This window comes from Amycolatopsis alkalitolerans (assembly GCF_006152065.1).
In the GTDB taxonomy this organism is placed as follows: domain Bacteria; phylum Actinomycetota; class Actinomycetes; order Mycobacteriales; family Pseudonocardiaceae; genus Amycolatopsis_E; species Amycolatopsis_E alkalitolerans.
This window is the reverse complement of sequence record NZ_VDFW01000008.1, coordinates 41209-64031: the sequence shown is the minus strand read 5'-3', so window position 1 is coordinate 64031 and position 22823 is coordinate 41209. Positions and strand designations below refer to the sequence as shown.

Below are 22823 nucleotides of genomic sequence, written 5' to 3'. Positions count from 1 at the left end.
GTGGCACTCATGGCGCTGCTCGCCGCGATCATCGTCCTCGGCGGGCTCTTCCTGGTGGCGACCGCGAACCGGCTCGACCGCCTGCACGTCCGGCTCGATGCGGGCTGGGCCGCCCTCGACGCCGCCCTCGCCCGGCGTGCGGTCGTCGCCCGCACAGTCGCCGCGGGCGTGCTGAACGGTGACGAGGCCGCGGCCGTGCTGCAGGCCGCGGACACCGCGGAGGCCGCGCCCCGAGCCGAGCGCGAAGACACCGAGAACGAGCTCACGAAGCTCCTGGCGTCGGTCCGGCGCGAAGAGCTGCCGCCGCGGCTGGCCGACGAGCTGGCCGACGCCGAATACCGCGTCGTCATCGCCCGGCGCGTGCACAACGACGCCGTCCGCGACACGCTCGCCTTGCGCCGGCGGCGCAAGGTGCGCTATTTCAAGCTCGCGGGAACGGCGCCGCAGCCGCAGTACTTCGAAATCGTCGAGCCCCAGTTGTAGCTTTGGGGGCATGACTGACCCTGCTTGCGCGGTCGCCCACGGCGAAGCCGAGGCGCCGACCGAGACCCGCACCCTGGTGGCGGTGTTCGACGGCCCGGTCGCCGGGTACCTGCTGAAGTACGCGGCCGACCTGGGCTACCGCACCGTGCTCCACGACCCGAAGAACGGCACGCTGCCCGCGCTCGACGCCACCACCGACGTGGTCGTCACCGACCACCATCGCGACGAACTCGGTGAAGTGCTGCGTGACGTGCTCGCGTACCCGGTCCGCTGGGTCGGCGTCATGGGCAACCCCCGTCACCCCGGCCCGCACGTCGAAGCCCTCAAACAGCTCGGCGTCCCGGCGGAGCAGATCGACCGCGTGCACCGGCCGATCGGCCTCAACATCGGCTCCCGCACCCCACCGGAGATCGCGCTCGCCACGCTGGCCGGCCTCCTCGCCGACCGCAACAACCGCCCGGGCGGCTTCCACTTCTAGACGGAGTCGCGGCCCGCAGGTGCCGAAGTCGCCGGCACGGGCACGGCCTCCGGCGCGTCCGGAAGGCCCACGGCGATGTGCTCGCGCGCCGGGGCCCGGGTAACCAGGCTCACCACCACCACGACCAGGCCGTTGACCAGCAGGGCCGCGAAGCCGATCTCCATCGTGGACACCCGGTGCCACCAGGTGGAGATCTGCGGCACCGCGATCAGGACCACGCCGGTGACCGAGCCGGCGGCGACACCCCAGGTGGTCGTACGCCGCCAGGCGAGCGAGGCGATGATGCCCGGTCCGATCTGGGCGATACCGCTGTAGGCGATGAGCAGCAGGCCGACGATCGTCTTGTTGGAACCGAGCGTGAGGTCGGCGGCCGCGAGCACCCCGAGCAACGTCGCCAGCCGCCCGGCCCACAGCCGGTGCCGGTCGCCAAGCCGCGCGGACGGCCGGTAGATGTTGCGCGCCACGCTCGTGCCCAGCGTCAGCAGCATGACCGTGGACGGTACGACGGCGACCAGGACACCGGTGGCGGCCACCAGCCCGACGAACCACTGTGGATAGTACTTCGCGACCACCGAGACCAGCGCGTTGTTGGAGGTGGTCAGGTGCGGCAGGGTGAGCACCGCGGCGAAGCCGATCACGAAGACGAAGAAGTAGGACAATGTGTAGAGCGGCTGGAAGACCGCATTGCGGCGTACGGTGTGGGCGTCCTTCGCGGCGAGGTTGGCCTGGAACGAATGCGGCCACATCCAGTAGCCGATGTTGGTCATCAGCAGGGCCGACATGAACCACAGCGACGTGTGGCCGGTCGCCGGCTTCATTCCCGGCAGGTTCGCGTAGCTCGGGTGCAGTGCGTCCATATGACGAAAGATGCCGGCGATTCCGCCGAGGCCGGTGGCCGCCCCGATGGTCACGACGATCGCCACGACGGCCGCGATCACGAGCACGTCCTTCACGACCGATGCGAGCGCCGACGAGCGCAGGCCGGCGGTGAAGGTGAACACCACCAGCACCACGGCGCCGATCCCGACCGCGAGCGGTTTGCTCACCGTGCCGTGGAAGAGCACGTTGACGATCGAAGACAGCCCGGTCAGCTGCACCTGGACATAGGGAACCAGGGCCAGCACGCCGATGACCGCGACGAGCGTGGCCAGCCATTGGGTGCCGAACCGGGCGCGCAGGTAGTCGCCCTGGGACAGCACACCGTGCTCGTGCCCGGCTCGCCAGATCTTGGGCAGGAGCCAGTAGCCCAGCACGTAGCCGAGCGGCGCGTTCGCCAGCACGTAGAAGCCGGGAGCGCCGTGCTCGTAGGCCCAGCCGGCCGCGCCGAGGAACGCGAACGTCGTGTAGATCTCGCCGGCCGACAGGAACCAGAGCAGGAAGCTGCCGAAGCTGCGGCCGCCGACCGCCCACTCGGTCAGGTCCATGCGGCGCCGGCGCCGGGCCAGTGCGGTCGACGCGCCGGTGGTGAAGGCGACGACGAACAGGGCGATCAGGATCGCGGTCATCGGCCGGTCACCTCCCGGGCCCGGTCCAGCCGCCAGACCACACCGAGGCAGCCTGTCGTCACGACCACTCCGGCCAGCGCCCACCACAGCAGCAGGGGCACTCCGAGCGGTGCGGCGTGGACGCTGTTGACCAGCGGGATGGCTGCTACCGACCACAGGTACGGCACGAGCAGCAGCAAGCGGTGGCGGTGCCTGCCCGCCCGCGATCGGGTCCGCGGCGTTGTCATGAGCGTCTCCAGGGTCGTGGTGGGGTGACGGGTCGAAACGATCAGCTCAGGTCGAGTCCGCCGCGCAGGACGCGGTCCAGTACGTTCACCGCGACCGGCAGGGCCGCCTCATCGATGTCGAACCGGGTGGCGTGGTGCGGGGCCGGGCTGTCCGCACCGATACCGAGGTAACCGGCCACACCGCCGTGCGCCCGCACCCGGCGCATGAAGGCGGTGGCGTCGTCGCTGGCGATGCCGGCGCCAGGACCGGTCACCGTGGCGCCGGCCGCGCGTGCCGCCGCCTCGACCGCGCGCGCGACGTCCGGGTCGTTCGGCGCGGTGGTGACCGAGCCGACGAGCTCCACGTCCAGGTCCAGCCCGTACATCCCGGCCGCGCCGGTGAGCGTGGCGCGCACCCGGCGTTCGAGTTCCTCGTTAACGGCGCCCTCGTCCGCCCGCGTCTCCAGCAGCATCACCGCCGTGTCCGGCACGATGTTGCTGGAGGTGCCCGAGGTCAGCATGCCGACGTTCACCCTGGTCTCGTGACCGGAGTAGGGCGGCATGGTGTGCACCGCGACCGCGGCCGCCGCCGCTCCGAGCAGCGCGTGCCGCCCGCGTTCCGGCGCCATGGCGGCGTGCGCCGCCGTGCCGTGGAACGTGGCGCGCAGCTTCGAGTTCGCCAGCAGACCCGGAATCGCGGGGCAGACCGAGCCGGTCGGCAACCCGAGCCCGAGGTGGGCGGCGAGGAACACGTCGACGTCGTCCACGGCGCCGGCCTCGACCATCGCGGCTGCCCCCCGGCCACCCTCCTCCGCCGGCTGGAGCACCAGCCGGACCGTGCCCGGGAAGTCCCGGTCGGCCAACCGGCCCGCGATGGTCAACGCCACCGCGACGTGTCCGTCGTGGCCGCACGCGTGCATGGCGCCCGGCCAGAGGGACCGGAAGCCCTCCCTCGCCGGGAGGTGGGCCTCGTCGGCGGACTCGGCCAGCGGAAGGGCGTCGAGGTCGGCGCGCAGGGCCGTGACCGGGCCGGGACGATTTCCGCGCAGTGTGGCCAGGACACCGGTCAGCCCGCCGCGCATGGCAGGCAAGAACCGGTCGTCGGCACCGTCGCGGGCGGCCCGCCGGTAGGCCGCGTCCAGCACCGTCGGCTCCGGCACTCCCAGCCGGGAGTCCGGCGCCATCGCGTCGGCCCCCACCAGGACGTCCCAGCCGAGATCGGCCAGGATGCCGGCGGCACGGCTGGCCGTGCGGAACTCGCAGAAGCCGACCTCGGGGTGGCGGTGGAAGTCACGACGCAAATCGACCACGCTCGCCGACGGGGTCATCGATCCTCCAGGTGGTCCTCGGGCAGGATGGCCGGGGCGAAGTGTCGGCGTTCGCGGAAGCGCTGGTCAATGGCCGGGACAGCGTCATGTGAGTTACGCATGATCGCTGCGTGAAACGTATTGGACACCGGCAGCGCCATCCGGTGGACTGAACGCCGCTCACAGGTGAGATCGACCGATGAGGGGTCACGATGGTTCAGCTGGCACGGTTCCCGCGGCGCGCGCTCGGGCATTTTCCGACGCCCTTCGAGCCGCTGAGCCGGCTTACCGACCGGCTGCGCGCGGAACACCGGCAGGTCCCGACGCTCTGGATCAAGCGCGACGACTGCACCGGCCTGGCCACCGGCGGCAACAAGACCAGGAAGCTGGAGTACCTGGTGGGCGAGGCGCACCAGCAGGGCGCCGACACGCTCATCACGCAGGGCGCCACCCAATCCAACCACGCACGCCAGACCGCGGCGGCGGCCGCGCGGGTCGGCATGGACTGCAAGCTGCTGCTGGAGCGGCGCCAGGAACGCGATGAGGACTACGAGCGGTCGGGCAACGTCCTGCTCGACGAGATCCTCGGCGCCGAGATCGTCGACCGGCTGCCGGCCGGCACCGATATGCAGGCCGCGATGGAGGACCTCGCGGACCGGCTCCGCGCCGAAGGCCGGCGGCCGTACGTCATTCCCGGCGGCGGGTCCAACCCCACCGGTGCGCTCGGTTACGTCGGTTGCGCCGCGGAACTGGACTCGGCACCCGTCCCGATCGACTGGGTCGTCCACGCCACTGGCAGCACCGGCACCCAGGCCGGGCTTGTCGCCGGCCTGCGGTTGCGGCACAGCGACGCCAGGGTGCTGGGCATCAGCGTGCGGCAGAAGGAGGACCAGCAGAGCGCGGCCGTGCACGATCTGGCGCGCCGCACCGCGGCCCTGCTCGGCGCCGAGGACGCGATTCCGCGCGACGCGGTGCTGGTCGACGACCGGTGGGTGGGCGGCGGCTACGGCGTGCCGACGGACGCGATGGTCGACGCGGTCCGCCTGCTGGCCACCACCGAGGGCATCCTGCTGGACCCGGTGTACTCCGGCAAGGGCTTCGCCGGGTTGCTCGGCAACATCGCCGAAGGGCGGTTCGCGGCGGACCAGAACGTGGTGTTCGTGCACACCGGTGGCAGCGCCGGGCTGTTCGGCTACCGCGACACGTTCTCCCCGTCGTGACCGCGCGGGCCGACCATCTGGTGGGCGTTCTCGGTGGCATGGGCCCGGCCGCCACCGCGGACTTCTACGCCCGGCTGATCCAGCACACACCCGCGAGCAGGGACCAGGAGCACCTCCGCGTGGTGATCTGGGCCGACCCGACGGTGCCGGACCGGGTAAGCGCGGTGCTCGAGGGCACCGACGGGCCGTATCCGGCGATGCTGGCCGGTGCCCGCCGGCTGTGCGAACTCGGTGTCACGGTTGCCGCGATGCCGTGCAACACGGCACACGTGTTCCTGCCACGCCTGGTGGCCGACACCGGGTTGCCGTTCGTCGACATGATCGAGGAGACGGTCGGCGCCCTCACCCGGGCCGGCACGGCGCCGCGTGCCGTCGGGCTGCTGGGGACCCGGGGAATCGTGCACAGTCGGCTCTACCAGGATCGGCTGCGCGCGGCAGGTATCCGCCCCGTCGAGCCGGGTCCCGAGGTGCAGGCCGAGGTGGACGCGGCCATCCGGGCCGTCAAGCGGGGCGAGCTGGCCACCGCGGGGGACCACGCGGTGGCCGCGGTCCGCCGACTGGCGGGCGGCACGGTGGACGCGGTCGTGCTGGCCTGCACCGAGCTGCCCGTGGCGCTGCGGGACAGCGACCGGGCGGGGCTGCCGCTCCTGGTCGATCCCACCGAGCAGCTCGCCGTCGCCGTGGTCACCACGTGTCTGGGCGCGGAGGCTCATCGCGCGGGGTGACCCCTCGCCGGCCGGCGTCCAGCGCCGCCAGCTCCCAGACTTCGGCCGCGCGCGGGTTGGCCCGTTGCCGGCGGTTGCGGTGCAGCTGCACCTCGAGCTCAGCCGTCCACTCCGGACCGCCGAGCTGGGCCAGTGTGCCGGCGCCGACGTCGTCCCGCGCGAGCACCCCCGGCAGCCAGCCGACCCCGAAACCGGCACGGACCAGCTGCGCCAGTGCCGAGGTCAGGTCACTCTGCACGACCGGGCGCAGGTAGGCGCGGCGCGTGGCGAGCAGCCGGTCGGTGACTCGGCCGAGGAACGCCCCGGCGCCGTGGCTCACGAACGGCACCAGGCGGTTCGGGCTGCCCGGCAGCGCGTACTCGGCCGCGCCGTCCCTGGCCCGCGCGTAGGGCGACAACCGTTCCCTGGCCACGACCAGCGATTCGACCTCGCTGCGGTCGATGCCCAGCGGCTGCGCCGGATCGGCGTACGCCAGCAGCAGGTCACAGCCACCGTGCAGGAGCGCGTCGTAGGCGTCGAGGTTGTTCGAGGGCAGCAGCAGACAGGTCAGTCTGGGCTTGTCCACGGTCAGCGCCGCCCACCACCCGGCGAAGTAGTGGCTGGCCAGCGTGTGGCTGATAGCCAGCCGCACCGCCTCGCGGGGCATGAGCTGGCGCCCGCGCACCTCGTCGCGCACGGCAGCCAGGTTGGCTACCACCTCGTGGGCCTGCGCCCGCAGCTTGACTCCCGCCGGCGTGAGCGAGACCGGGAACGTCGAGCGGTCCACCAACTCGGCACCGGCCCAGTGCTCCAGGGAGCGGATGCGCCTGCTGAACGCCGGCTGGCTGATGTGCAGAGCCTCGGCGGCCCGGGTGAAGCTGCCGTGCTCCAGCAGTGCGAGCAGGCTCTCCAACCACGCGACATCCACGTGCGGAGCCTAGTCCCGGCCTTTGCTGGGCAAACGGATCCCGGGCCGCCGAGCCGGCTGCCTGACCGCGCTTCAGAGGCTGCGGGCGACTATGTCGCCGTAGGCCGTGGTCGCGTGGATGTCGAGTTCGGCGGCGCCGTCGTTCTTGAGGGCGTTGCTGATGCGGCCGTGGGTGGTACCGGCGTCCAGCGAGGCCGCGACGCCGGCGGCGGCGGCGACCGAGATGCCCCCGGACTGGGTGCGCAGCACGACCGTGCCGCGTACGGCCTCGGCGACGCGGATGTCGCCCCTGGTGGTACTGATCTGGGCGGGGCCGTCCAGCCGGCCGACTTCGACGTCCCCGTCCACCGCGGTGAGGCGGACGCTGGCCGCCTCGTCGATCTTGATCTGGCGGTACGCGCCGTCGAAGGCGACGTCGCCGAGGCGGCCGGCGCCGCGGACTTCGGCGCCGGCGGCCCTGGCCTCGACGCGCGAGCCGGCAGGCAGCTGGATGGTGACCTCCAGGGATCCCGAGGGCCCGAAGTACTGGTTCTTGGACTCCGAGGTGCGGATCCGCAGAACACCGTCGCCGTAGGTGGCGGTGGTCCGCTCCGCGGCTTTGACGTCGCGGCTCTTCGACGGGTCGGCGGGCCGGACCTCGACGGTGGTGTCGGCGCGGTCGGTGGCGACGAGCTGGACGCGCCCGGCGGGAATGTCCAGCACGGCGGCGATCGGGGCGGGAGTGTCGAACGTGTGCATCGTGGCTCCTGCTGTCGGTGTCGGTGCGATCGACAACCACACTCGCCCGCCGTCCTGACACCGGACGGCCACTGTCCTGACACGCCCTCTGACACGGATCCCGGCACGTTCGCCGCGATCGCCAACGGGACCGCGCCGGTTACCCGGTCTTCACTCCCTCCGGCATCGGGTCGAACCGCGCGTGCTTCCGGGTGAACGTCGCCGTGCCCGAGGTGAGCGACCGCAAATCCGTCGCGTACCGGAGCAGCTCCGTCGCCGGGACCTCCGCCTTGACGAGCGTCCGCCCGCCGTGCGCGGCCTCCGTGCCGAGCACGCGCCCGCGCCGGGACGACAGATCACCCAGCACCGTGCCCAGATGCTCGTCCGGCAACAGCACCGTCACCTCGTCCACCGGCTCCAGCAGGGAGATCCGGCTGTTCGCGGCCGCGTCCTTGAGTGCCAGCGCACCGGCCGTCTGGAACGCCGCGTCGGACGAATCCACGCTGTGCGCCTTGCCATCCACCAGCGTCACGCGCAGGTCCACCACCGGGTTCCCCGACGAGAGCCCGCGTTGCAGCTGCGCGCGCACGCCCTTCTCCACACTCGGGATGAACTGGTGGGGCACCGCTCCACCGACGACCCGGTCCACGAACTCGAACCCGCTGCCCCGCGGTAGCGGTTCGACCTCGATATCGCACACGGCGTACTGCCCGTGCCCGCCGGACTGCTTCACATGCCGCCCATGGCCCTTCGCCGGGCTCGTGAACGTCTCGCGCAGGCTGATCTTCACCGGCTCGGTGTCGACCTCGGCGCCCCCGGCCCGCAGCCGGGACAGCACGACGTCCGCATGCGCCTCGCCCATGCACCACAGCACCAGTTGGCTCGTCTCGGCGTTGCGCTCCAGCCGCAGTGTCGGATCGCCCGCCACGAGCCGGGACAGGTTGCGCGCCAGCGTATCCTCGTCGCTGCGGTTGTGCGCGACGATCGCGACGGGCAGCAGCGGTTCGGGCATGGTCCACGGCCGCATCAACATCGGATCCTCCGGCGAGGACACGGTGTCCCCGGTCTCGGCCGAACCGACCTTGGTCAGCGCGCACAGATCCCCCGCCACGCAGTACGGCACCTCGCGCAGGTTCGCGCCCAGCGGGGAGTAGAGGTGCGCGACGCGTTCGTCGGCGTCGTGGTCCTCGTGGCCGCGCTCGGCGAGGCCGTGCCCCGAAACGTGCACCGGTCGCTCGGGCCGCAGCGTGCCCGAGAAGACGCGGACCAGCGAAACACGCCCCACGTAGGAGTCGACCGCCGTCCGCACGACCTCCGCGGCCAGCGGCCCGTCCGGGTCCGCGCGCAGGTCCTCATGCGGGCCGCCGTCGACACCGCTGACCTTGGGCAGCGGATGTTCCAGCGGGGACGGGAACGCCCGCGCGATGCCGTCGAGCACCTCGGCCAGCCCCAGTCCGCTGGTGGCGCACACCGGGATGACCGGATGGAAGGTGCCGCGCGCGACGGCGGTCTCCAGATCGGAGATCAGCGTCGTCTCGGAGATCTCCTCGCCGGCGAGGTAACGGTCCATCAAGGTCTCGTCCTCGCTCTCGCCGATGATGCCCTCGATCAGCTCGTCGCGGGCTTCGGCGATCCGGTCCTGATCCGCCGGATCGGGATCGGCGAGCACGGGCGGGTAGCCGCCGGAGTAGTCGTAGCGCCGCTGCGTGATCAGGCCGACGAGCGCGGGCCCGTCCCCGCTCGCGGGCAGGTACAGCGGGAGCACCCCGGCGCCGAACGCTTCCTGGCACGCGGCGATCTCGGTCATGACGTCGGCGCGCTGGTGGTCGGTCCTGGCGATGACGACCGCCCGCGGCATGCCGACGGCGGCGCACTCCTCCCACAGCGTGACCGTCGCCGGGTCCACGCCTTCGGCCGCGCACACGACGAACAGGGCCGCGTCGGCCGCGCGCAGGCCGGCTCTCAGTTCGCCGACGAAATCCGCGTAGCCGGGGGTGTCGATGAGGTTGATCTTGACGCCGTTGTGCAGGATCGGCGCGACGGACAGGCCCACCGATCGCTGTTGCCGGACCGCCGCCGGGTCGTGGTCGCAGACCGTCGTGCCCTCCACCACGGAACCGGCCCTGGCCACGGTGCCGGACACCGCGAGCAGGGCCTCGGTGAGGGTGGTCTTGCCCGAACCCGACGGGCCGACCAGGACCACGTTGCGCACCATGCGCGGATCGTCCACAGCGACCGCGGCCCCGGCATCACCGTTCTTGGACTGCTTCTCGGCCATGGCCAGGCCTCCCGGGACTTCGATGTCTGTTACGGGTGTGCCTCCGATCACACACCCCCCGGACATGCCCCGGCAACCCCGTGTCCACCAGGACACCCGTCTGCTGGCCGGCGCGGCGAAAGTGGACTTCTGAAATCGGGTCGTACTGGCCTGGGGGAGCGGTCCACATCGGCCTAGACTGGTCAGGTACCCCTCGTTGGAAAGGCGTTCCCGTGTCCGAAGTTCAGTCCTCTGGTTCCCCGGTGCCCGAGCGCGGCACCGCGCGCGTCAAGCGTGGTATGGCGGAGATGCTCAAGGGCGGCGTGATCATGGACGTGGTCACCGCCGAGCAGGCCAAGATCGCCGAGGACGCCGGTGCGGTGGCCGTGATGGCGCTCGAGCGCGTGCCCGCCGACATCCGTTCGCAGGGCGGGGTGGCGCGGATGAGCGACCCCGATCTGATCGACGGGATCATCAACGCCGTGTCGATCCCGGTCATGGCGAAGGCGCGGATCGGGCACTTCGTCGAGGCGCGCGTGCTGCAGTCGCTCGGCGTGGACTACATCGACGAGTCCGAGGTGCTCACCCCGGCCGACTACGCCAACCACGTCGACAAATGGGCGTTCACCGTGCCGTTCGTGTGCGGGGCGACGAACCTGGGCGAGGCGCTGCGCCGGATCAACGAGGGCGCGGCGATGATCCGCTCGAAGGGCGAGGCCGGCACCGGCGACGTGTCGAACGCGACCATGCACATGCGCAAGATCCGCGCCGAGATGAAGCGGCTCACGTCGCTGCCGGAGGACGAGCTCTACGTCGCGGCGAAGGAACTGCAGGCGCCGTACGAGCTGGTCCGCGAGGTGGCGGAGAAGGGGAAGCTGCCGGTCGTGCTGTTCACCGCGGGCGGGATCGCGACCCCCGCCGACGCGGCGATGATGATGCAGCTCGGTGCCGAGGGCGTGTTCGTCGGTTCGGGCATCTTCAAGTCGGGCGACCCCGCGAAGCGCGCGGAGGCAATCGTCAAGGCGACCACCTTCCACGACGACCCGGACGTGATCGCGAAGGTCTCCCGTGGTCTGGGCGAGGCCATGGTCGGCATCAACGTCGACGACGTGCCGGAGCCGCACCGTCTCGCCGAGCGCGGCTGGTGAGTCAACAGGCGGGGTAGAGCTCGATTTGGGTACGATGGCCATCGCTGCGTGCCAGCTTTCCGTCCGTGGTAACGACCGGAACGCCGAGTTCCTCGGCCAGTGCTATGTAAGCGGCGTCGTAGGCGCTGATTGCATGGCGGAGTTCCCACACGCGTCGGACAAGCGGGCGGTGGGGCGACCGCTCGACGGGAAGCATGCCGAGTCGCTTGATCACATGATCGGCCGTGGTCGGCGCCATCGCACCCGATCTGACGTATTTGCGGATCGAGCTGAGTACTTCGAGATCGATGAGTTCTGGTGCGGCCGCGTATCCACCGAGCACCCGACGACGCAGCGCCGGGTCCGGATCCTGCGCGCCGAGTACCTCGACGGCCGCGGACGCGTCGAGGACGAAACGGTTCGTCATCAGGCGTCCCGGTCCTCACGGACCGTGGCCGCGATGGTCTCCCGTGGTATGCCGCCCTCCCGGAACCGATCAAGGTCCTCCAGTATCTCCGCCATTGTCGGACCGTCGGCGAACTCGGCTCGCTGCCGTTCCAGGTATGCCTCGAGGCTGAAGGGGTCGGTGCGGCGAGGAGCGGGCTCCTCGTGCCGCCGTGCGTTGTCGGCCATGGCGTCAAGGCTAGCGCACGGGACCGACAGAAAAACCGCGTCCGTGCACGTCAGCCGGGGTGTATCGGGGCATACAGTGAAGAGAAGGAGGTCGGATGGAACCGGTGATCGGCATCCTGGCGCTGCAGGGTGACGTCCGCGAGCACGCGGCGATCCTGGAGCGCGCGCGGGCGCGGGCGCGGCCCGTGCGGCGGCCGGCGGAGCTCGCCGAGGTCGACGGGCTCGTGCTGCCCGGCGGCGAGTCGACCACGATGTCGCGCCTGCTCGAGACCTTCGAACTGCTGGAACCCCTCCGCGAGCGGATCGCGGGCGGCATGCCCACCTACGGCTCGTGCGCCGGCATGATCCTGCTCGCCCGCGAAGTCCTCGACGGCCGTCCCGACCAGCGCCAGCTCGACGGGCTCGACGTGGTCGTGCGGCGCAACGCGTTCGGCAGGCAGGTCGACTCCTTCGAGGCCGAGCTCGACTTCGCGGGTATCGAGGGCGGCCCGCTGCACGCGGTGTTCATCCGGGCCCCCTGGGTGGAGAAGGCCGCCGACGGGGTGGAGATACTGGCGCAGACGGCCGTGACCGGGGACGAGACGGCTAGGATCGTCGCGATCCGGCAGGGGCCGGTGCTCGCCACCGCCTTCCACCCGGAGCTCACGGGGGACGAGCGCGTGCACCGCTTCTTCGTGAGGATGGTGCACCGGACGACGTAGACGAGGAGAGAGAAGCGATGAGCGGCCACTCCAAGTGGGCTACCACTAAGCACAAGAAGGCCGCCCTCGACGCCAAGCGTGGCAAGCTGTTCGCGAGACTGATCAAGAACATCGAGGTCGCCGCGCGGACCGGCGGGGGCGACCCGGACGGCAACCCGACGCTGTACGACGCCATCCAGAAGGCCAAGAAGAACTCCGTCCCGCAGGACAACATCGAGCGTGCCCGCAAGCGGGGCGGCGGTGAAGAGGCCGGTGGCGCCGACTGGCAGACGATCAACTACGAGGGCTACGGCCCGAACGGGGTCGCGATCCTCATCGAGTGCCTGACCGACAACCGCAACCGCGCCGCGTCCGAGGTGCGCACGGCGCTGACCCGCAACGGCGGCTCGCTGGCCGACCCCGGCTCGGTCGCGTACCTGTTCAACCGTAAGGGCGTCGTGATCATGCCGAAGAACGACGTGGCCGAGGACGACGTCCTGATGGCCGTGCTCGACGTGGGCGCCGAGGAGGTCAACGACCTCGGCGAGAGCTTTGAGATCGTTTCCGAGGCGACCGACCTCGTCTCCGTGCGGAAAGCCTTGCAGGAGGCCGGATACGACTACGAGTCGGCCGACGCGAGCTTCCTGCCCTCGGTCAGCGTGCCGCTGGACGCCGAGGGCGCGAAGAAGGTCTTCAGGCTGATCGACGCGCTCGAGGACTGCGACGACGTGCAGAACGTCTACGCCAACTTCGACGTTTCGGACGAGGTGCTGGCCGAAGTCGGCTAGTGCTGAGTGATCGTGTCCGGTGTACGTTGTCGTGTTTGCCCGTGGGGTCGGTGAGTTCGCCCGTTGCGGTGTTGAGTTGGCTGGTCTGGTGGCCGAGTTTGCCCTCGGCGGCAGCGGTCGGCCAACTCGGTGACGCCCCGGGCCAACTCGGCGACGCCAGGGGCCAACCCGATGCCCTGGCAGGCAAACACACCCGCGCTCGTGCGCGAGGACGTTGGCTGACCACACTTTCAGCTGAAAGATCCCGGTGTGCCAGGCATGCCGGGATTTTTCTGCGTGCAGGCACTGTCCGCGCGGGAGTCCATACGGCACAATGACCGCCGTGACGACCGAGACGACTCCCGATGTGCTCGCGCCCGAAGATCACGAACTTCTCGAATGGATCGTCTCGGAAGCGGAGCGCAGGGGCAACGCCGTCATCTCGGTTCCCCGTGACGACAAGGGATCCGGCTACTGCTTCACCGCCTGCGTGTGGGCGATGCACCAGGTGCCGGAGGCGGTCGTCATCGGCCTGCCCGAGCAGATGGCGCAGGTGCTGCTCGACGCCTATGTGGACCGCGCGGCCACCGGCGGGGCGTTCGTCCCCGGTCAGGTGGTCGAAGACTTCTTCGACGGCGTGCCGGTGACCTTCGAGCAGGTGAATCCCGGCCACTACCCGGAGTTCCTCGGCAGCGCCTTCGTCGTCTACCCCGAGGGCGACTTCCCGGCGCTGCAGATCATCGTCGCGACGCCCGAGGGCAAATGGCCGTGGGACGCCGACGCGCCGGAGGGCTTCGCCCAATGGCAGCCCGTGCTCACCGGTTCCGGGCGCCCGGAGTCCTGGACCCCGGGCGTCGACGGTCCATAGTGGACATCGCGCGGCCCCGGCGCGTCGTGCGCGGCTGACGGCGCCCCACCCGGTAGCCTCCGAACTGGTGTTCGGACGCGAAGGGTGGATCAGGTGCGAGTGCTCGGTGTCGACCCGGGGCTGACCCGGTGCGGGCTCGGCGTGGTGGACGGCGGCTCCGGTCGTGCGGTCAGCTGCGTGGCGGTCGACGTGGTGCGCACCCCGGCCGACGCGGCGCTCGCCAGCCGGCTGCTGCGGATCGCCGACGCGGTGGAGGAGTGGCTCGACCGCTACCGGCCGGAAGCCGTCGCGGTGGAGCGCGTGTTCAGCCAGCACAACGTCCGCACGGCGATGGGCACCGCCCAGGCCGGCGGCGTCGTCGCGCTCGGCGCCGCGAGGCGGGGGCTGCCGGTCGTGTTCCACACGCCGAGTGAGATGAAGGCGGCGGTCACCGGCTCCGGCCGGGCGGACAAGGCCCAGGTCACGGATATGGTGACCAGGTTGCTCGGGCTGCCGGAGAAACCGAGCCCGGCCGACGCCGCCGACGCGCTCGGCCTCGCGATCTGCCACCTGTGGCGCGAACCGATGCGCGCCAGGCTCGCGGAGGCCGAAGCACGTGCCGCGGAGCTGGCCAAGAAACACCGGGCCCGGCTCGCGGCGGCCGCGAAACAAGCGAAGGGAGCGGCGCGATGATCTCGTCGGTGCGCGGGGAGGTGCTCTCGGTCGGGCTCGACCACGTGGTCGTCGAGGTCGGCGGGGTGGGGCTTTCGGTGCAGGCCACGCCGTCCACCCTCGCGACGCTGCGCCGCGGCGAGCAGGCCCGCCTGCACACCGCGCTCGTCGTCCGCGAGGACTCGCTGACCTTGTTCGGGTTCGCCGACGTCGACGCCCGCGAGCTGTTCACCCTGCTGCAAACGGTGTCCGGGATCGGGCCGCGGCTCGCGCTCGCCGCGCTCGCGGTGCTCGACCCCGACAAGCTGCGCACGGCGCTGGCCGAAGGCAACATCACCGTGCTCACGCAGGTCCCCGGCATCGGCCGCAAGGGCGCGGAGCGGCTCTCGCTCGAGTTGCGGGACAAGGTCACCTCCGCCGGGACCCCGGAGGCGATGCCCGCCGCGGGCTCGGCCGTGCGCGCGGAGGTCGTGGAAGCGCTTACCGGCCTCGGCTTCCCGCTCAAGCAGGCGGAACAGGCCGTGGAGAAGGTGCTGGCGAAGGCCGAAGCGGCGGATACCTCGACGGTGCTGCGTGCGGCGCTGACCACCCTCGGCCGCAAGGGCTAGGCCGCGAACGTGCACGATGGCGAAGTGACCGAATCCGACGCCGACGAGACCCTCTCGGCGCTGCCGCAGACTGGTGAGCGCGAGGTCGAGACGACGCTGCGCCCGCGCAAGCTGGGCGAGTTCGTCGGTCAGCCCCGCGTCCGCGAGCAGCTCGAACTGGTGCTGGAAAGCGCGCGCCGCCGGGGTGTCCCGCCGGATCACGTGCTGCTGTCCGGCCCGCCCGGGCTCGGCAAGACGAGCCTCGCGATGATCATCGCGGCCGAACTGGACGCGTCGATCCGCATCACTTCGGGTCCCGCGCTGGAGCGCGCCGGGGACCTCGCCGCGATGCTGTCCAACCTCGCCGAGGGCGACGTGCTGTTCATCGACGAGATCCACCGCATCGCCCGCCCCGCGGAGGAGATGCTGTACCTCGCGATGGAGGACTTCCGGGTCGACGTCGTGGTCGGCAAGGGCCCCGGCGCGACCAGCATCCCCCTGGAAATCGCGCCGTTCACCCTCGTCGGGGCGACCACCCGCTCCGGCGCGCTGACCGGCCCGCTGCGTGACCGGTTCGGGTTCACCGGCCAGATGGAGTTCTACGCCGACGACGAGCTCGACCAGGTCGTCCGCCGCGCGGCCGCGATCCTGGGGATCGAGATCGACACGGACGGCAGCGCGGAGATCGCCCACCGGTCCCGCGGCACGCCACGGATCGCGAACCGCCTGCTCCGCCGGGTGCGCGACTATGCCGAGGTCAGGGCGGACGGCCACATCACGCTGGCGGTCACGCGGGCCGCGCTCGAGGTGTACGACGTCGACGAGCTGGGCCTGGACAGACTCGACCGCGCGGTGCTGGGCGCGCTGGTCAACTCGTTCGGCGGCGGGCCGGTCGGCGTGTCCACGCTCGCGGTCGCGGTGGGTGAGGAGCCGGCCACGGTGGAAGAGGTGTGCGAACCGTACCTGGTCCGCGCGGGTATGCTCGCCCGGACTCCACGGGGGCGGGTGGCCACCGCGACCGCGTGGGAGCATCTCGGCCTCCGTCCGCCCGCGGACTACGGCCGATCGGAGCAGTCTGCGCTGTTCGATTAGCACGCCAGTGCTGAGAACCGCGGTGGCACCTGGCACACTCGATAGAGCACATCCGGACAAATGGGTGCGCGGGCCGCGTGCACCGAATGGAGAATCATGGAACAGCTTTTCCTGCCGTTGCTCCTCATGCTGGTGGTGGCGATCCCGCTGGTCATGGGTAGCCGGAAGCAGAAGCGCGCCGCGCAGGAGCAGAAGAACCTGCAGGGCAGCCTGTCCGAGGGTGACCGCGTGATGACGACCTCGGGCCTGTACGGCACGGTCGCCGACATCAGTGACGACAGCACGATCGACATCGAGATCGCCCCGGGCGTCGTCACCACCTGGCTGCGCCAGGCCGTGCGCGAGAAGGTCGCCCCGGCGATCGACGAGCCGGAGGAGTTCGAGGACTCCGCCGAGGAGGCCACGTCGATCGAGTCGATCAGCCAGACGCAGGCCGAGGAGAAGGCCGGTCCGCAGATCGCGCCGCCGCTCGAGCACGGCAAGAAGTAACGATCCAGCTTGCGGCCCCTGGCGCCCGGAGGCGCGCCGGGGGTACAACGCTGCTCTCACCTGGCACCGAGTAGGGTTTCGGTGCTAGCAACGGGCCACCAGCCCAGGTCCTGACCATTCCGAGGAGTACGACGACCGTGGCATCACCGGCCGGGCGGATCCGCCCGGGACGCTATCTCGGCTTGTTCGCTTTGATCGCGGTCGTGCTCTACCTGCTGGTGTTCTTCACCGGTAGCGGGAAGCCGACGCCGAAGCTGGGTATCGACCTGCAGGGTGGTACTCGTGTGACGCTCACCGCGCGTACTCCGGATGGGTCGGCGCCGTCGAAGGATTCGTTGAACCAGGCTCGTCAGATCATCGAGCGGCGGGTCAACGGTATCGGTGTGAGTGGTACCGAGGTCGTCCTTGACGGCAACAACATCGTGATCACGGTGCCGGGTGCGCAGGGTAATGAGGCGAAGAAGCTGGGCCAGACCGCGAAGCTGGGTTTCCGCAAGGTGCTGGATGCGCAGCAGACCACCGCGCCGCCCACCCCGGCCGCGCCGGGCACGGACAACCAGAGCCCGCAGCAGATCCAGGAGGCGAAAGCGGCCCGGCAGGCCCCGGCCCTGGTGACCGGTTCGGGGGACAGTCTCGCGGAGTCGGCGCCGGCGAAGCAGGCGCTGGCCGCGTTCACCTGCTCGGCGCAGGATCCGTTGCGGGGTAACGACGATCCGAACCTGCCGTTGATGACGTGTAACCAGGACGGTAGCGAGAAGTACGTGCTGAGCCCGGTTTTCCTGCAGGGCACGGAGATCGACAACGCGGTGTCCTCGCCGCCCGCGCAGAACAAGCCGGGCTGGACGGTGGACCTGACGTTCAAGTCCGGTGGCCGCCAGACCTGGGCTGATTTCACCAGCAAGAACGTCAACCAGCGGGCCGCGTTCGTGCTGGACACGCAGGTGGTGTCGGCGCCGACGATCCAGAGCGCGATCGTGGACGGCAACACCCAGATCAGCGGGAACTTCACCCAGCAGCAGACCAAGGACCTGGCCGACATCCTCAAGTACGGTTCGCTGCCGCTGTCGTTCACCTCCTCGGACGCGACGACGGTGTCGGCGACGCTGGGCCTGGCCTCGCTCAAGGCCGGTCTGATCGCCGGTGGCGTGGGTCTGGCGCTGGTGTTCGTGTACAGCCTGTTCTACTACCGGCTCCTCGGTGCGCTCACGATCGTGTCGCTGGGCTTGTCCGGTCTGGTGGTGTACGGGGTGCTGGTGCTGCTCGGGCGGTGGATCGGGTTCACCCTGGACCTGCCCGGGGTGGCCGGGTTCATCATCTCCATCGGTGTCACCGCGGACTCGTTCGTGGTGTTCTTCGAACGGCTCAAGGACGAGGTACGCGAGGGCCGCACGTTCCGCTCGGCGGTGCCGCGCGGCTGGGCGCGGGCGCGGCGCACGATCCTGGCCTCGGACGCGATCCTGTTCCTGGCCTCGGCGGTGCTGTACGCGATCGCGGTGGGCGACGTGCAGGGTTTCGCGTTCACTCTCGGGTTGTCGACCGTGCTGGACCTGCTCGTGGTGTTCCTGGTGACCCATCCGCTGGTCTCGCTCGCGTCGAGGTCCAGGTCCCTGTCCCGGCCGGGGCTTACCGGGCTCGGTGGTGTGCAGCATCTCGCCGAGGAGCGCCGGCGAGCACGAAAAGCCGCTGCCGCGGCCGCGAAGGAGGCGTGAAGTGGCCAGCTCTGACAAGGACACGCCCGCGGCGAAGAAGAGCAGCGTCTTCCACCGGCTCTACGTCGGCACCGGCGCGTTCGACATCGTCGGCAAGCGCAAGCGGTGGTACCTGGTCTTCGCCGCGCTGGTGATCGTGTCCATCGCCGCGATCGGCGTGCGCGGGTTCAACTTCGGTATCGAGTTCGTCGGCGGCACGCAGATCCAGATGCCGGCCCAGGGCGCGCACGGCACCATCACCGCCGAAGAGGCCGGGCGGGTGTTCGCGGACTCGCTGGGCAAGCAGGCTTCCTCGGTGCAGACGGTCGGCGTCGGCAACGCCGCGACGGTCCAGATCCGGTCCGAGTCGCTGCCCCAGACCGACGTGTCGAAGGTCGAGCAGGACCTGTTCGCCCAGTTGCAGCCGCTCGGCGCGAACGGGCAGCCGAGCGTGCAGGCGATCAGTGACAGCGCGGTCAGCGCGTCGTGGGGCGGCGAGATCTCGCGGCAGGCCCTGATCGCGCTCGGTGTGTTCATGGTGCTGGTGACGATCTTCCTGACGATCTACTTCGAGCGCTGGATGGCACTGGCCGCGCTGGTCTCCCTGCTGCACGACATCGTGGTCACCGCGGGCGTGTATGCACTCGTCGGGTTCGAGGTCAACCCGGCCACCGTGATCGGCCTGCTGACCATTCTCGGGTTCTCCCTCTACGACACCGTGGTGGTGTTCGACAAGGTCAAGGAGAACACGCGCGGGTTGCTCGGGCTGACCCGGCGCACGTTCGGCGAAGCGGCGAACCTCGCGCTGAACCAGACGCTGATGCGGTCGATCAACACCTCGATCATCGCGTTGCTGCCGGTGCTGGGGCTGCTGATCGTCGGCTACATCCTGCTCGGCTCCGGTGTGCTGCAGGACCTGGCGCTCGTGCAGTTGACCGGCATGCTCGCGGGCGTGCTGTCCTCGCTGTTCCTGGCGACACCGGTGCTGGTCGACTTCAAGATGCGCGACCCCAAGTACAAGCAGCAGGCCGAACGAGTGCGCTCCCGCCGCGCCAACCTCGCCCGCAAAGCCGCCGAACGCGAAGCCGCGGAGGACGACTTCGACGCCTCCGACGACGACGCCCTCGCGGCCGAGCTACGCAAAGAGAAGGCGTACGCCGCGGCGGCCAGCGTCCCGGCCCGCACCCCCAAAGGCACCCGGCCACAACCGCGCAAGGGGCGGCCATCAGGCAAACGGAGGCGCTGAGGCATGGACCTCGACGCCGCGCTGGGACTGATCGCCGAGGTCCCGGACTTTCCCTCGCCCGGAGTCGTGTTCCGGGATCTCTCGCCGCTGTTCGCGCATGGTGAGGGGTTCCAGGCGGTGGCCGACGCGCTCGCCGCGACGGTGGATCCGGACGTGGACCTGCTCGCCGCGGTCGAAGCGCGCGGGTTCATGCTCGCCGCCGCGATCGGCTACGCGCGCGGTCTCGGCGTGGTGCTGGTGCGCAAACCCGGCAAGCTGCCGGCGGTCGCGGGCCGGGTGGATTACGCGCTCGAGTACGGCACGGCCACCCTCGAACTGCCGGACAACGTGGTCGCCCCGGCCGCGCGAGTCGCCGTGGTCGACGATGTGCTGGCCACGGGCGGCACGGTCAACGCCGCGTGCCGCCTGCTGGAGAAGACCGGTGCGGTCGTCACCGGGGTGTCGGTGGTGCTGGAGCTGGCGGCCCTGCCCGGCCGCGAAGCCCTCGACGGCCGGAAGGTGCACTCGCTGCAGGTCGTCTGAGCTGGTTGCATGCATATCTGCATGTAAAGGTGTATCGTGATCTCGTGACGGCTCTGCAGATTCGTGACGTGCCCGAGCCGGTGCGAGCCCGGCTGGCCGAGCTCGCGCGGGAAAGGGGGCAGTCGTTGCAGTCGTACCTGCTGGATCTGGTCAATGATGAAGTCCGGCGACAGGACAATCTGGCCGTGTTGCGCCGCTTCGGCGAACGGCGGTATGGCACGCGGCTGACTCGCGAGGACGTCGTGTCCACTTTGCACGCAGCACGGGCGGGCCGGGACGACACGCTCGAAGTCCCGCCGGCGAGCGGATGATCGTCGTCGACGCTTCGGCGTTCGGGTTCGCGTTGCTCGACGAGGGGCCGTTCGGCGACCAGTGTCGCGACCTGCTTGCCGAGGATGACCGCTGGATCGCCCCGGAGCATTGGATGGTCGAGGTACTCTCGATCATCCGCGGCAACCTGCTCGGCGGGAAGATCGCCGAGGAGCACGCGGCCGAAGCGACGGATGGCCTGGCACGGCTGCAGGTCACCGTCCCGCTCACTCGGATCCTCCTGCCGAGGATGTGGGAGCTGCGTAACAACCTGAGCACGTACGACGCCGCCTATGTCGCCGCGGCGGAGGTGTACGGCTGCCGGTTGCTCACCGCGGACGAGCGATTGGCCCGTGCCCCAGGCATCACCTGCCCGGTCGCGGTCCTTGGCTAGACGGACTCGATCTCGACGAGGGAGTCGGCGCCGTTGAAGTCGCCGGCGTCGCGGGTATGGAGCCGGGCGGAGCGGGCGCGAGGTTGACGTCCGGCTCGCCGCTGCGTCGTGATCAGTCTTCCCAACGGTTGTAGTTGCCGACGTGCTCACAGGTGATCGTGGCGCCGTTCGTCGCGGTGGTCGTGACGCCGAGGTTGGCCTTGCTGCAGAACTCTCCGGCGTGGTACCTCCCCGCCAACGGATCGCTCTGTACGGGCGGTTGCTGCACCGGAGCCGGAGCCGGCGCTGGCCGCGGAGGCGTTGCCGGGGCCGGCGGTGGAGTCGACGCTTTCGTGGCAGGTGAGGGCGCCGGGCTCAGGCCGAGTACGGCGACGGCGGTGGTCCAGTCCGCGACGATCGCGTGCTGCGCGGCGGCGAGATCGATCCGGTGCGCACACACGGCGTTGCGTAGGGTGTTCTCGACCTCGTCCTTCGGATTGGGGCTGTGGCCGGGTTCGGGCCAGAGGTTGCGGGGATCGGACGGGGCACCGCCGAGTTCGAGCGGGATGAGGTGGTCTTCCTCGTAGTCACCAGTGGCGACGTCGCGGTAGCCATACGCCCGGATCTGGTCGGCTTTGAGCGACTCGGTGAAGGACTCCGCGGGCCGTACGGTCTCGGTCCAGCCGCTGCGACAGATCGTCGAGTCCACGGTGGCATCGCTGACGGCCGGATTCGTCTGACCTGGAGTGCACGCCGGATCAGGAAGCGGCTGTCCCGCCTGGTACCGCACGGTGCAACTGACCGCGGCGGCCGACGTGGTCGGCACCGCGGTCGTGGACGAGGGTGCCTGCTGGGTGCTCGAAGGCGCGTTGCCGGACGCGTGGCCGACGGTATCGACCTGCGGCGGTGCGGGGAACGAGGCAACCAGGACGATCAGCACCGCCAACCACCCGCCGGCGAGCACGGCGACCGTGCGCCATGGTCGCTGCCGGGATCGGAGCCACCGGCGGCCGGCGGGAAGGATGAGCGCGACTGCCGTGCACAGCACGGTGATCAGAAAGTAGATCGCGGCGGCCATGAGTAGCGGTCCTAACCTCCTTGTGGCAGCACGTTCGTGCCGAACCCTCGCCTAAGGTCGCCGGGGGCGAAGAACTGTTACAGGTGGTGTCGAACCTGCCGCGTCGATTCTCACGTGGCCGCGGCCGCGTGTGAGTAAACGGCAACGCGTACCGGATCTCGGCTGGTCATGGAGGCCGGACGGATTCAGCCTTTGGTGAGGCGGTCGAGTTGGCGCTGGACCTCGTCGAGCCGGCTTTGGAGCAGGGCGATCTCCGCGGCGAGCAGGGGGACGAGTTCCTGGTCGGCCGCTGCCGGGTCCGGCACGTCCGCGGGCGGCGGGACAGCGCTGTCGAACGCGCGGACCGGGTCGTAGAGTCGCGTGATCTCGTCGTGCACCACCGTGACACCGCCGAGTAGCCGGGAGAACGCCGCCAGCGGCAGCCCTGGGCGGGAGCCCGCGCAGTCCGCGCAGACCGCCATCAGCCGCCGCCATCCGATCGAGCCGGCGCCGGTTTCGACGAACACCGTGGCGGGGTGACCACAGCCGCAGCGGCCCACTCGCACGCGGCTGACTCGTTGCCGGGCGTAGCGCAGTCCACGTTCGTAGCGCCGGAATCGCCCGGAGGCGGCGATATCCAGCAACACCGTGTTGCGGTAGTCCGGGTCGCAGGCCAGCGCCCGCGCGTCGTCGAGCGTGTTCAGGCAGTAGAACCCGCAGTCGCACCACCGGGACGGGCTCTGGTGGTGCCCGCCCTGTGCGCACTCGGCGTCGGCCACGGCGCCGTAGACCTTGGTGCGGCCCAGCGTGACTCCGGCGAACGCGGCGCCGGTGCCGTCCGCGGATACCACCGGGTGGGCCAGCTTGTACCCGCGCAACGGTGCGGTGGGTCGCTCCTTCGGTTTCCCGATGGGCCAGCCCACCATCGC

Annotated in this window: 28 protein-coding genes; 17 read left to right on the top strand and 11 right to left on the bottom strand. The window is 70.5% G+C overall.

The window, feature by feature from the left end; genetic code table 11:
* The first annotated feature begins 9 nt into the window (after window positions 1-9).
* Together FG385_RS11880 and FG385_RS11875 are read left to right on the top strand one after the other, a co-directional pair.
* Complete coding sequence (locus FG385_RS11880; protein ID WP_200834423.1) at window positions 10-483, top strand: NUDIX hydrolase; 474 nt, start codon at window positions 10-12, stop codon at window positions 481-483.
* A 10-nt stretch (window positions 484-493) separates the two neighbouring features.
* A complete protein-coding gene (locus FG385_RS11875) occupies window positions 494-961 on the top strand; it encodes an XdhC family protein (protein WP_139096736.1) in 468 nt (155 codons plus the stop codon).
* Here the strand turns inward: FG385_RS11875 and FG385_RS11870 are convergent.
* The 4 genes from FG385_RS11870 to FG385_RS33875 are packed head-to-tail and all read right to left on the bottom strand — an operon-like array spanning window position 958 to window position 4140.
* Complete coding sequence (locus FG385_RS11870; RefSeq protein ID WP_139096735.1) at window positions 958-2466, bottom strand: sodium:solute symporter family protein; 1509 nt, start codon at window positions 2464-2466, stop codon at window positions 958-960. The genes FG385_RS11875 and FG385_RS11870 overlap by 4 nt on opposite strands.
* Window positions 2463-2693, bottom strand: a complete 231-nt coding sequence (locus tag FG385_RS11865) for a DUF3311 domain-containing protein (RefSeq protein WP_139096734.1) — start codon at window positions 2691-2693, stop codon at window positions 2463-2465. Before FG385_RS11865 ends, FG385_RS11870 begins: the two co-directional genes overlap by 4 nt.
* A gap of 41 nt (window positions 2694-2734) precedes the next feature.
* Window positions 2735-4000, bottom strand: a complete 1266-nt coding sequence (locus FG385_RS11860; protein WP_139096733.1) for an amidohydrolase — start codon at window positions 3998-4000, stop codon at window positions 2735-2737.
* A complete protein-coding gene (locus FG385_RS33875; protein WP_160148773.1) occupies window positions 3997-4140 on the bottom strand; it encodes a hypothetical protein in 144 nt (47 codons plus the stop codon). The genes FG385_RS11860 and FG385_RS33875 overlap by 4 nt, the downstream gene beginning before the upstream one ends.
* A gap of 51 nt (window positions 4141-4191) precedes the next feature.
* On the opposite strand from FG385_RS33875, the gene cuyA reads away from it, so the two are divergent.
* Window positions 4192-5199, top strand: a complete 1008-nt coding sequence (gene cuyA, locus FG385_RS11855) for a D-cysteate sulfo-lyase (RefSeq protein WP_139096732.1) — start codon at window positions 4192-4194, stop codon at window positions 5197-5199.
* Window positions 5196-5924, top strand: coding sequence for a cysteate racemase (gene cuyB / locus FG385_RS11850; RefSeq protein WP_139096731.1), 729 nt, complete (start codon window positions 5196-5198; stop codon window positions 5922-5924). Before cuyA ends, cuyB begins: the two co-directional genes overlap by 4 nt.
* On the opposite strand, the gene FG385_RS11845 is transcribed toward cuyB, so the two are convergent.
* The 3 genes from FG385_RS11845 to FG385_RS11835 form a co-directional block, all read right to left on the bottom strand.
* Entirely contained in the window at window positions 5884-6831 is a 948-nt protein-coding gene (locus FG385_RS11845; protein ID WP_139096730.1) for a LysR family transcriptional regulator, read from the bottom strand. The two genes, cuyB and FG385_RS11845, sit on opposite strands and share 41 nt — an antisense overlap.
* A 72-nt stretch (window positions 6832-6903) precedes the next feature.
* Window positions 6904-7569, bottom strand: coding sequence for a DUF4097 family beta strand repeat-containing protein (locus FG385_RS11840; RefSeq protein WP_139096729.1), 666 nt, complete (start codon window positions 7567-7569; stop codon window positions 6904-6906).
* A gap of 139 nt (window positions 7570-7708) precedes the next feature.
* Complete coding sequence (locus tag FG385_RS11835; RefSeq protein WP_139096728.1) at window positions 7709-9826, bottom strand: elongation factor G-like protein EF-G2; 2118 nt, start codon at window positions 9824-9826, stop codon at window positions 7709-7711.
* Window positions 9827-10038: 212 nt separating this feature from the next.
* Here FG385_RS11835 and pdxS point away from each other — a divergent pair, with 212 nt between their 5' ends.
* Window positions 10039-10953, top strand: a complete 915-nt coding sequence (pdxS, locus tag FG385_RS11830) for a pyridoxal 5'-phosphate synthase lyase subunit PdxS (RefSeq protein ID WP_139096727.1) — start codon at window positions 10039-10041, stop codon at window positions 10951-10953.
* Window position 10954: 1 nt separating this feature from the next.
* Here the strand turns inward: pdxS and FG385_RS11825 are convergent, their stop codons facing one another.
* Window positions 10955-11359 carry a type II toxin-antitoxin system VapC family toxin gene (locus tag FG385_RS11825; protein WP_139096726.1) on the bottom strand — a complete coding sequence of 135 codons (405 nt, stop codon included), beginning with the start codon at window positions 11357-11359 and terminating at the stop codon, window positions 10955-10957.
* Window positions 11359-11565, bottom strand: a complete 207-nt coding sequence (locus FG385_RS11820; RefSeq protein ID WP_139096725.1) for a hypothetical protein — start codon at window positions 11563-11565, stop codon at window positions 11359-11361. The genes FG385_RS11825 and FG385_RS11820 overlap by 1 nt, the downstream gene beginning before the upstream one ends.
* A 95-nt stretch (window positions 11566-11660) precedes the next feature.
* Between FG385_RS11820 and pdxT the strand changes: the two genes are divergently transcribed.
* The 12 genes from pdxT to FG385_RS11760 all read left to right on the top strand — a co-directional run bounded on the left by pdxT (window position 11661) and on the right by FG385_RS11760 (window position 20858).
* Complete coding sequence (pdxT, locus tag FG385_RS11815) at window positions 11661-12266, top strand: pyridoxal 5'-phosphate synthase glutaminase subunit PdxT (protein WP_139096724.1); 606 nt, start codon at window positions 11661-11663, stop codon at window positions 12264-12266.
* Window positions 12267-12283: 17 nt separating this feature from the next.
* On the top strand, window positions 12284-13033 hold the full coding sequence (locus FG385_RS11810) for a YebC/PmpR family DNA-binding transcriptional regulator (protein WP_139096723.1): 750 nt from the start codon (window positions 12284-12286) through the stop codon (window positions 13031-13033).
* Window positions 13034-13346: 313 nt separating this feature from the next.
* Window positions 13347-13880: a DUF4262 domain-containing protein gene (locus FG385_RS11805; protein WP_139096722.1), complete on the top strand. Its 534-nt coding sequence runs from the start codon at window positions 13347-13349 to the stop codon at window positions 13878-13880.
* A 93-nt stretch (window positions 13881-13973) separates the two neighbouring features.
* Entirely contained in the window at window positions 13974-14552 is a 579-nt protein-coding gene (gene ruvC / locus FG385_RS11800) for a crossover junction endodeoxyribonuclease RuvC (protein ID WP_139096721.1), read from the top strand.
* On the top strand, window positions 14549-15139 hold the full coding sequence (gene ruvA, locus FG385_RS11795) for a Holliday junction branch migration protein RuvA (protein ID WP_139096720.1): 591 nt from the start codon (window positions 14549-14551) through the stop codon (window positions 15137-15139). Before ruvC ends, ruvA begins: the two co-directional genes overlap by 4 nt.
* Before the next feature lie 24 nt (window positions 15140-15163).
* A complete protein-coding gene (gene ruvB / locus FG385_RS11790; RefSeq protein WP_407645486.1) occupies window positions 15164-16210 on the top strand; it encodes a Holliday junction branch migration DNA helicase RuvB in 1047 nt (348 codons plus the stop codon).
* A gap of 96 nt (window positions 16211-16306) precedes the next feature.
* A complete protein-coding gene (gene yajC, locus FG385_RS11785) occupies window positions 16307-16699 on the top strand; it encodes a preprotein translocase subunit YajC (RefSeq protein ID WP_139096718.1) in 393 nt (130 codons plus the stop codon).
* Window positions 16700-16836: 137 nt separating this feature from the next.
* On the top strand, window positions 16837-18408 hold the full coding sequence (gene secD, locus FG385_RS11780; RefSeq protein WP_139096717.1) for a protein translocase subunit SecD: 1572 nt from the start codon (window positions 16837-16839) through the stop codon (window positions 18406-18408).
* 1 nt (window position 18409) lies between these two features.
* On the top strand, window positions 18410-19633 hold the full coding sequence (secF, locus tag FG385_RS11775) for a protein translocase subunit SecF (RefSeq protein WP_139096716.1): 1224 nt from the start codon (window positions 18410-18412) through the stop codon (window positions 19631-19633).
* A gap of 3 nt (window positions 19634-19636) precedes the next feature.
* Window positions 19637-20155, top strand: coding sequence for an adenine phosphoribosyltransferase (locus FG385_RS11770; protein WP_139096715.1), 519 nt, complete (start codon window positions 19637-19639; stop codon window positions 20153-20155).
* A gap of 44 nt (window positions 20156-20199) precedes the next feature.
* On the top strand, window positions 20200-20466 hold the full coding sequence (locus tag FG385_RS11765; RefSeq protein WP_200834414.1) for a hypothetical protein: 267 nt from the start codon (window positions 20200-20202) through the stop codon (window positions 20464-20466).
* Window positions 20463-20858 carry a type II toxin-antitoxin system VapC family toxin gene (locus tag FG385_RS11760; protein WP_139096714.1) on the top strand — a complete coding sequence of 132 codons (396 nt, stop codon included), beginning with the start codon at window positions 20463-20465 and terminating at the stop codon, window positions 20856-20858. Before FG385_RS11765 ends, FG385_RS11760 begins: the two co-directional genes overlap by 4 nt.
* A gap of 112 nt (window positions 20859-20970) precedes the next feature.
* Here the strand turns inward: FG385_RS11760 and FG385_RS34360 are convergent, their stop codons facing one another.
* Both FG385_RS34360 and FG385_RS11750 read right to left on the bottom strand, forming a co-directional pair.
* Complete coding sequence (locus FG385_RS34360) at window positions 20971-21915, bottom strand: hypothetical protein (protein WP_200834413.1); 945 nt, start codon at window positions 21913-21915, stop codon at window positions 20971-20973.
* A gap of 185 nt (window positions 21916-22100) precedes the next feature.
* The gene (locus FG385_RS11750) at window positions 22101-22820 is read right to left on the bottom strand and encodes a hypothetical protein (RefSeq protein WP_139096713.1); all 720 of its coding nucleotides are present in this window, start codon (window positions 22818-22820) and stop codon (window positions 22101-22103) included.
* Window positions 22821-22823 lie beyond the last annotated feature (3 nt).

Coding starts and splice junctions, on each gene's coding strand:
- FG385_RS11880 (WP_200834423.1), top strand. CDS start 10: ATGGCGCTGCTCGCCGCGATCATCGTCCTCGGCGGGCTCTTCCTGGTG.
- FG385_RS11875 (WP_139096736.1), top strand. CDS start 494: ATGACTGACCCTGCTTGCGCGGTCGCCCACGGCGAAGCCGAGGCGCCG.
- FG385_RS11870 (WP_139096735.1), bottom strand. CDS start 2,466: ATGACCGCGATCCTGATCGCCCTGTTCGTCGTCGCCTTCACCACCGGC.
- FG385_RS11865 (WP_139096734.1), bottom strand. CDS start 2,693: ATGACAACGCCGCGGACCCGATCGCGGGCGGGCAGGCACCGCCACCGC.
- FG385_RS11860 (WP_139096733.1), bottom strand. CDS start 4,000: ATGACCCCGTCGGCGAGCGTGGTCGATTTGCGTCGTGACTTCCACCGC.
- FG385_RS33875 (WP_160148773.1), bottom strand. CDS start 4,140: ATGGCGCTGCCGGTGTCCAATACGTTTCACGCAGCGATCATGCGTAAC.
- cuyA (WP_139096732.1), top strand. CDS start 4,192: ATGGTTCAGCTGGCACGGTTCCCGCGGCGCGCGCTCGGGCATTTTCCG.
- FG385_RS11840 (WP_139096729.1), bottom strand. CDS start 7,569: ATGCACACGTTCGACACTCCCGCCCCGATCGCCGCCGTGCTGGACATT.
- FG385_RS11835 (WP_139096728.1), bottom strand. CDS start 9,826: ATGGCCGAGAAGCAGTCCAAGAACGGTGATGCCGGGGCCGCGGTCGCT.
- FG385_RS11825 (WP_139096726.1), bottom strand. CDS start 11,359: ATGACGAACCGTTTCGTCCTCGACGCGTCCGCGGCCGTCGAGGTACTC.
- FG385_RS11820 (WP_139096725.1), bottom strand. CDS start 11,565: ATGGCCGACAACGCACGGCGGCACGAGGAGCCCGCTCCTCGCCGCACC.
- pdxT (WP_139096724.1), top strand. CDS start 11,661: ATGGAACCGGTGATCGGCATCCTGGCGCTGCAGGGTGACGTCCGCGAG.
- FG385_RS11810 (WP_139096723.1), top strand. CDS start 12,284: ATGAGCGGCCACTCCAAGTGGGCTACCACTAAGCACAAGAAGGCCGCC.
- FG385_RS11805 (WP_139096722.1), top strand. CDS start 13,347: ATGACCGCCGTGACGACCGAGACGACTCCCGATGTGCTCGCGCCCGAA.
- ruvA (WP_139096720.1), top strand. CDS start 14,549: ATGATCTCGTCGGTGCGCGGGGAGGTGCTCTCGGTCGGGCTCGACCAC.
- yajC (WP_139096718.1), top strand. CDS start 16,307: ATGGAACAGCTTTTCCTGCCGTTGCTCCTCATGCTGGTGGTGGCGATC.
- FG385_RS11770 (WP_139096715.1), top strand. CDS start 19,637: ATGGACCTCGACGCCGCGCTGGGACTGATCGCCGAGGTCCCGGACTTT.
- FG385_RS11760 (WP_139096714.1), top strand. CDS start 20,463: ATGATCGTCGTCGACGCTTCGGCGTTCGGGTTCGCGTTGCTCGACGAG.
- FG385_RS34360 (WP_200834413.1), bottom strand. CDS start 21,915: ATGGCCGCCGCGATCTACTTTCTGATCACCGTGCTGTGCACGGCAGTC.
- FG385_RS11750 (WP_139096713.1), bottom strand. CDS start 22,820: ATGGTGGGCTGGCCCATCGGGAAACCGAAGGAGCGACCCACCGCACCG.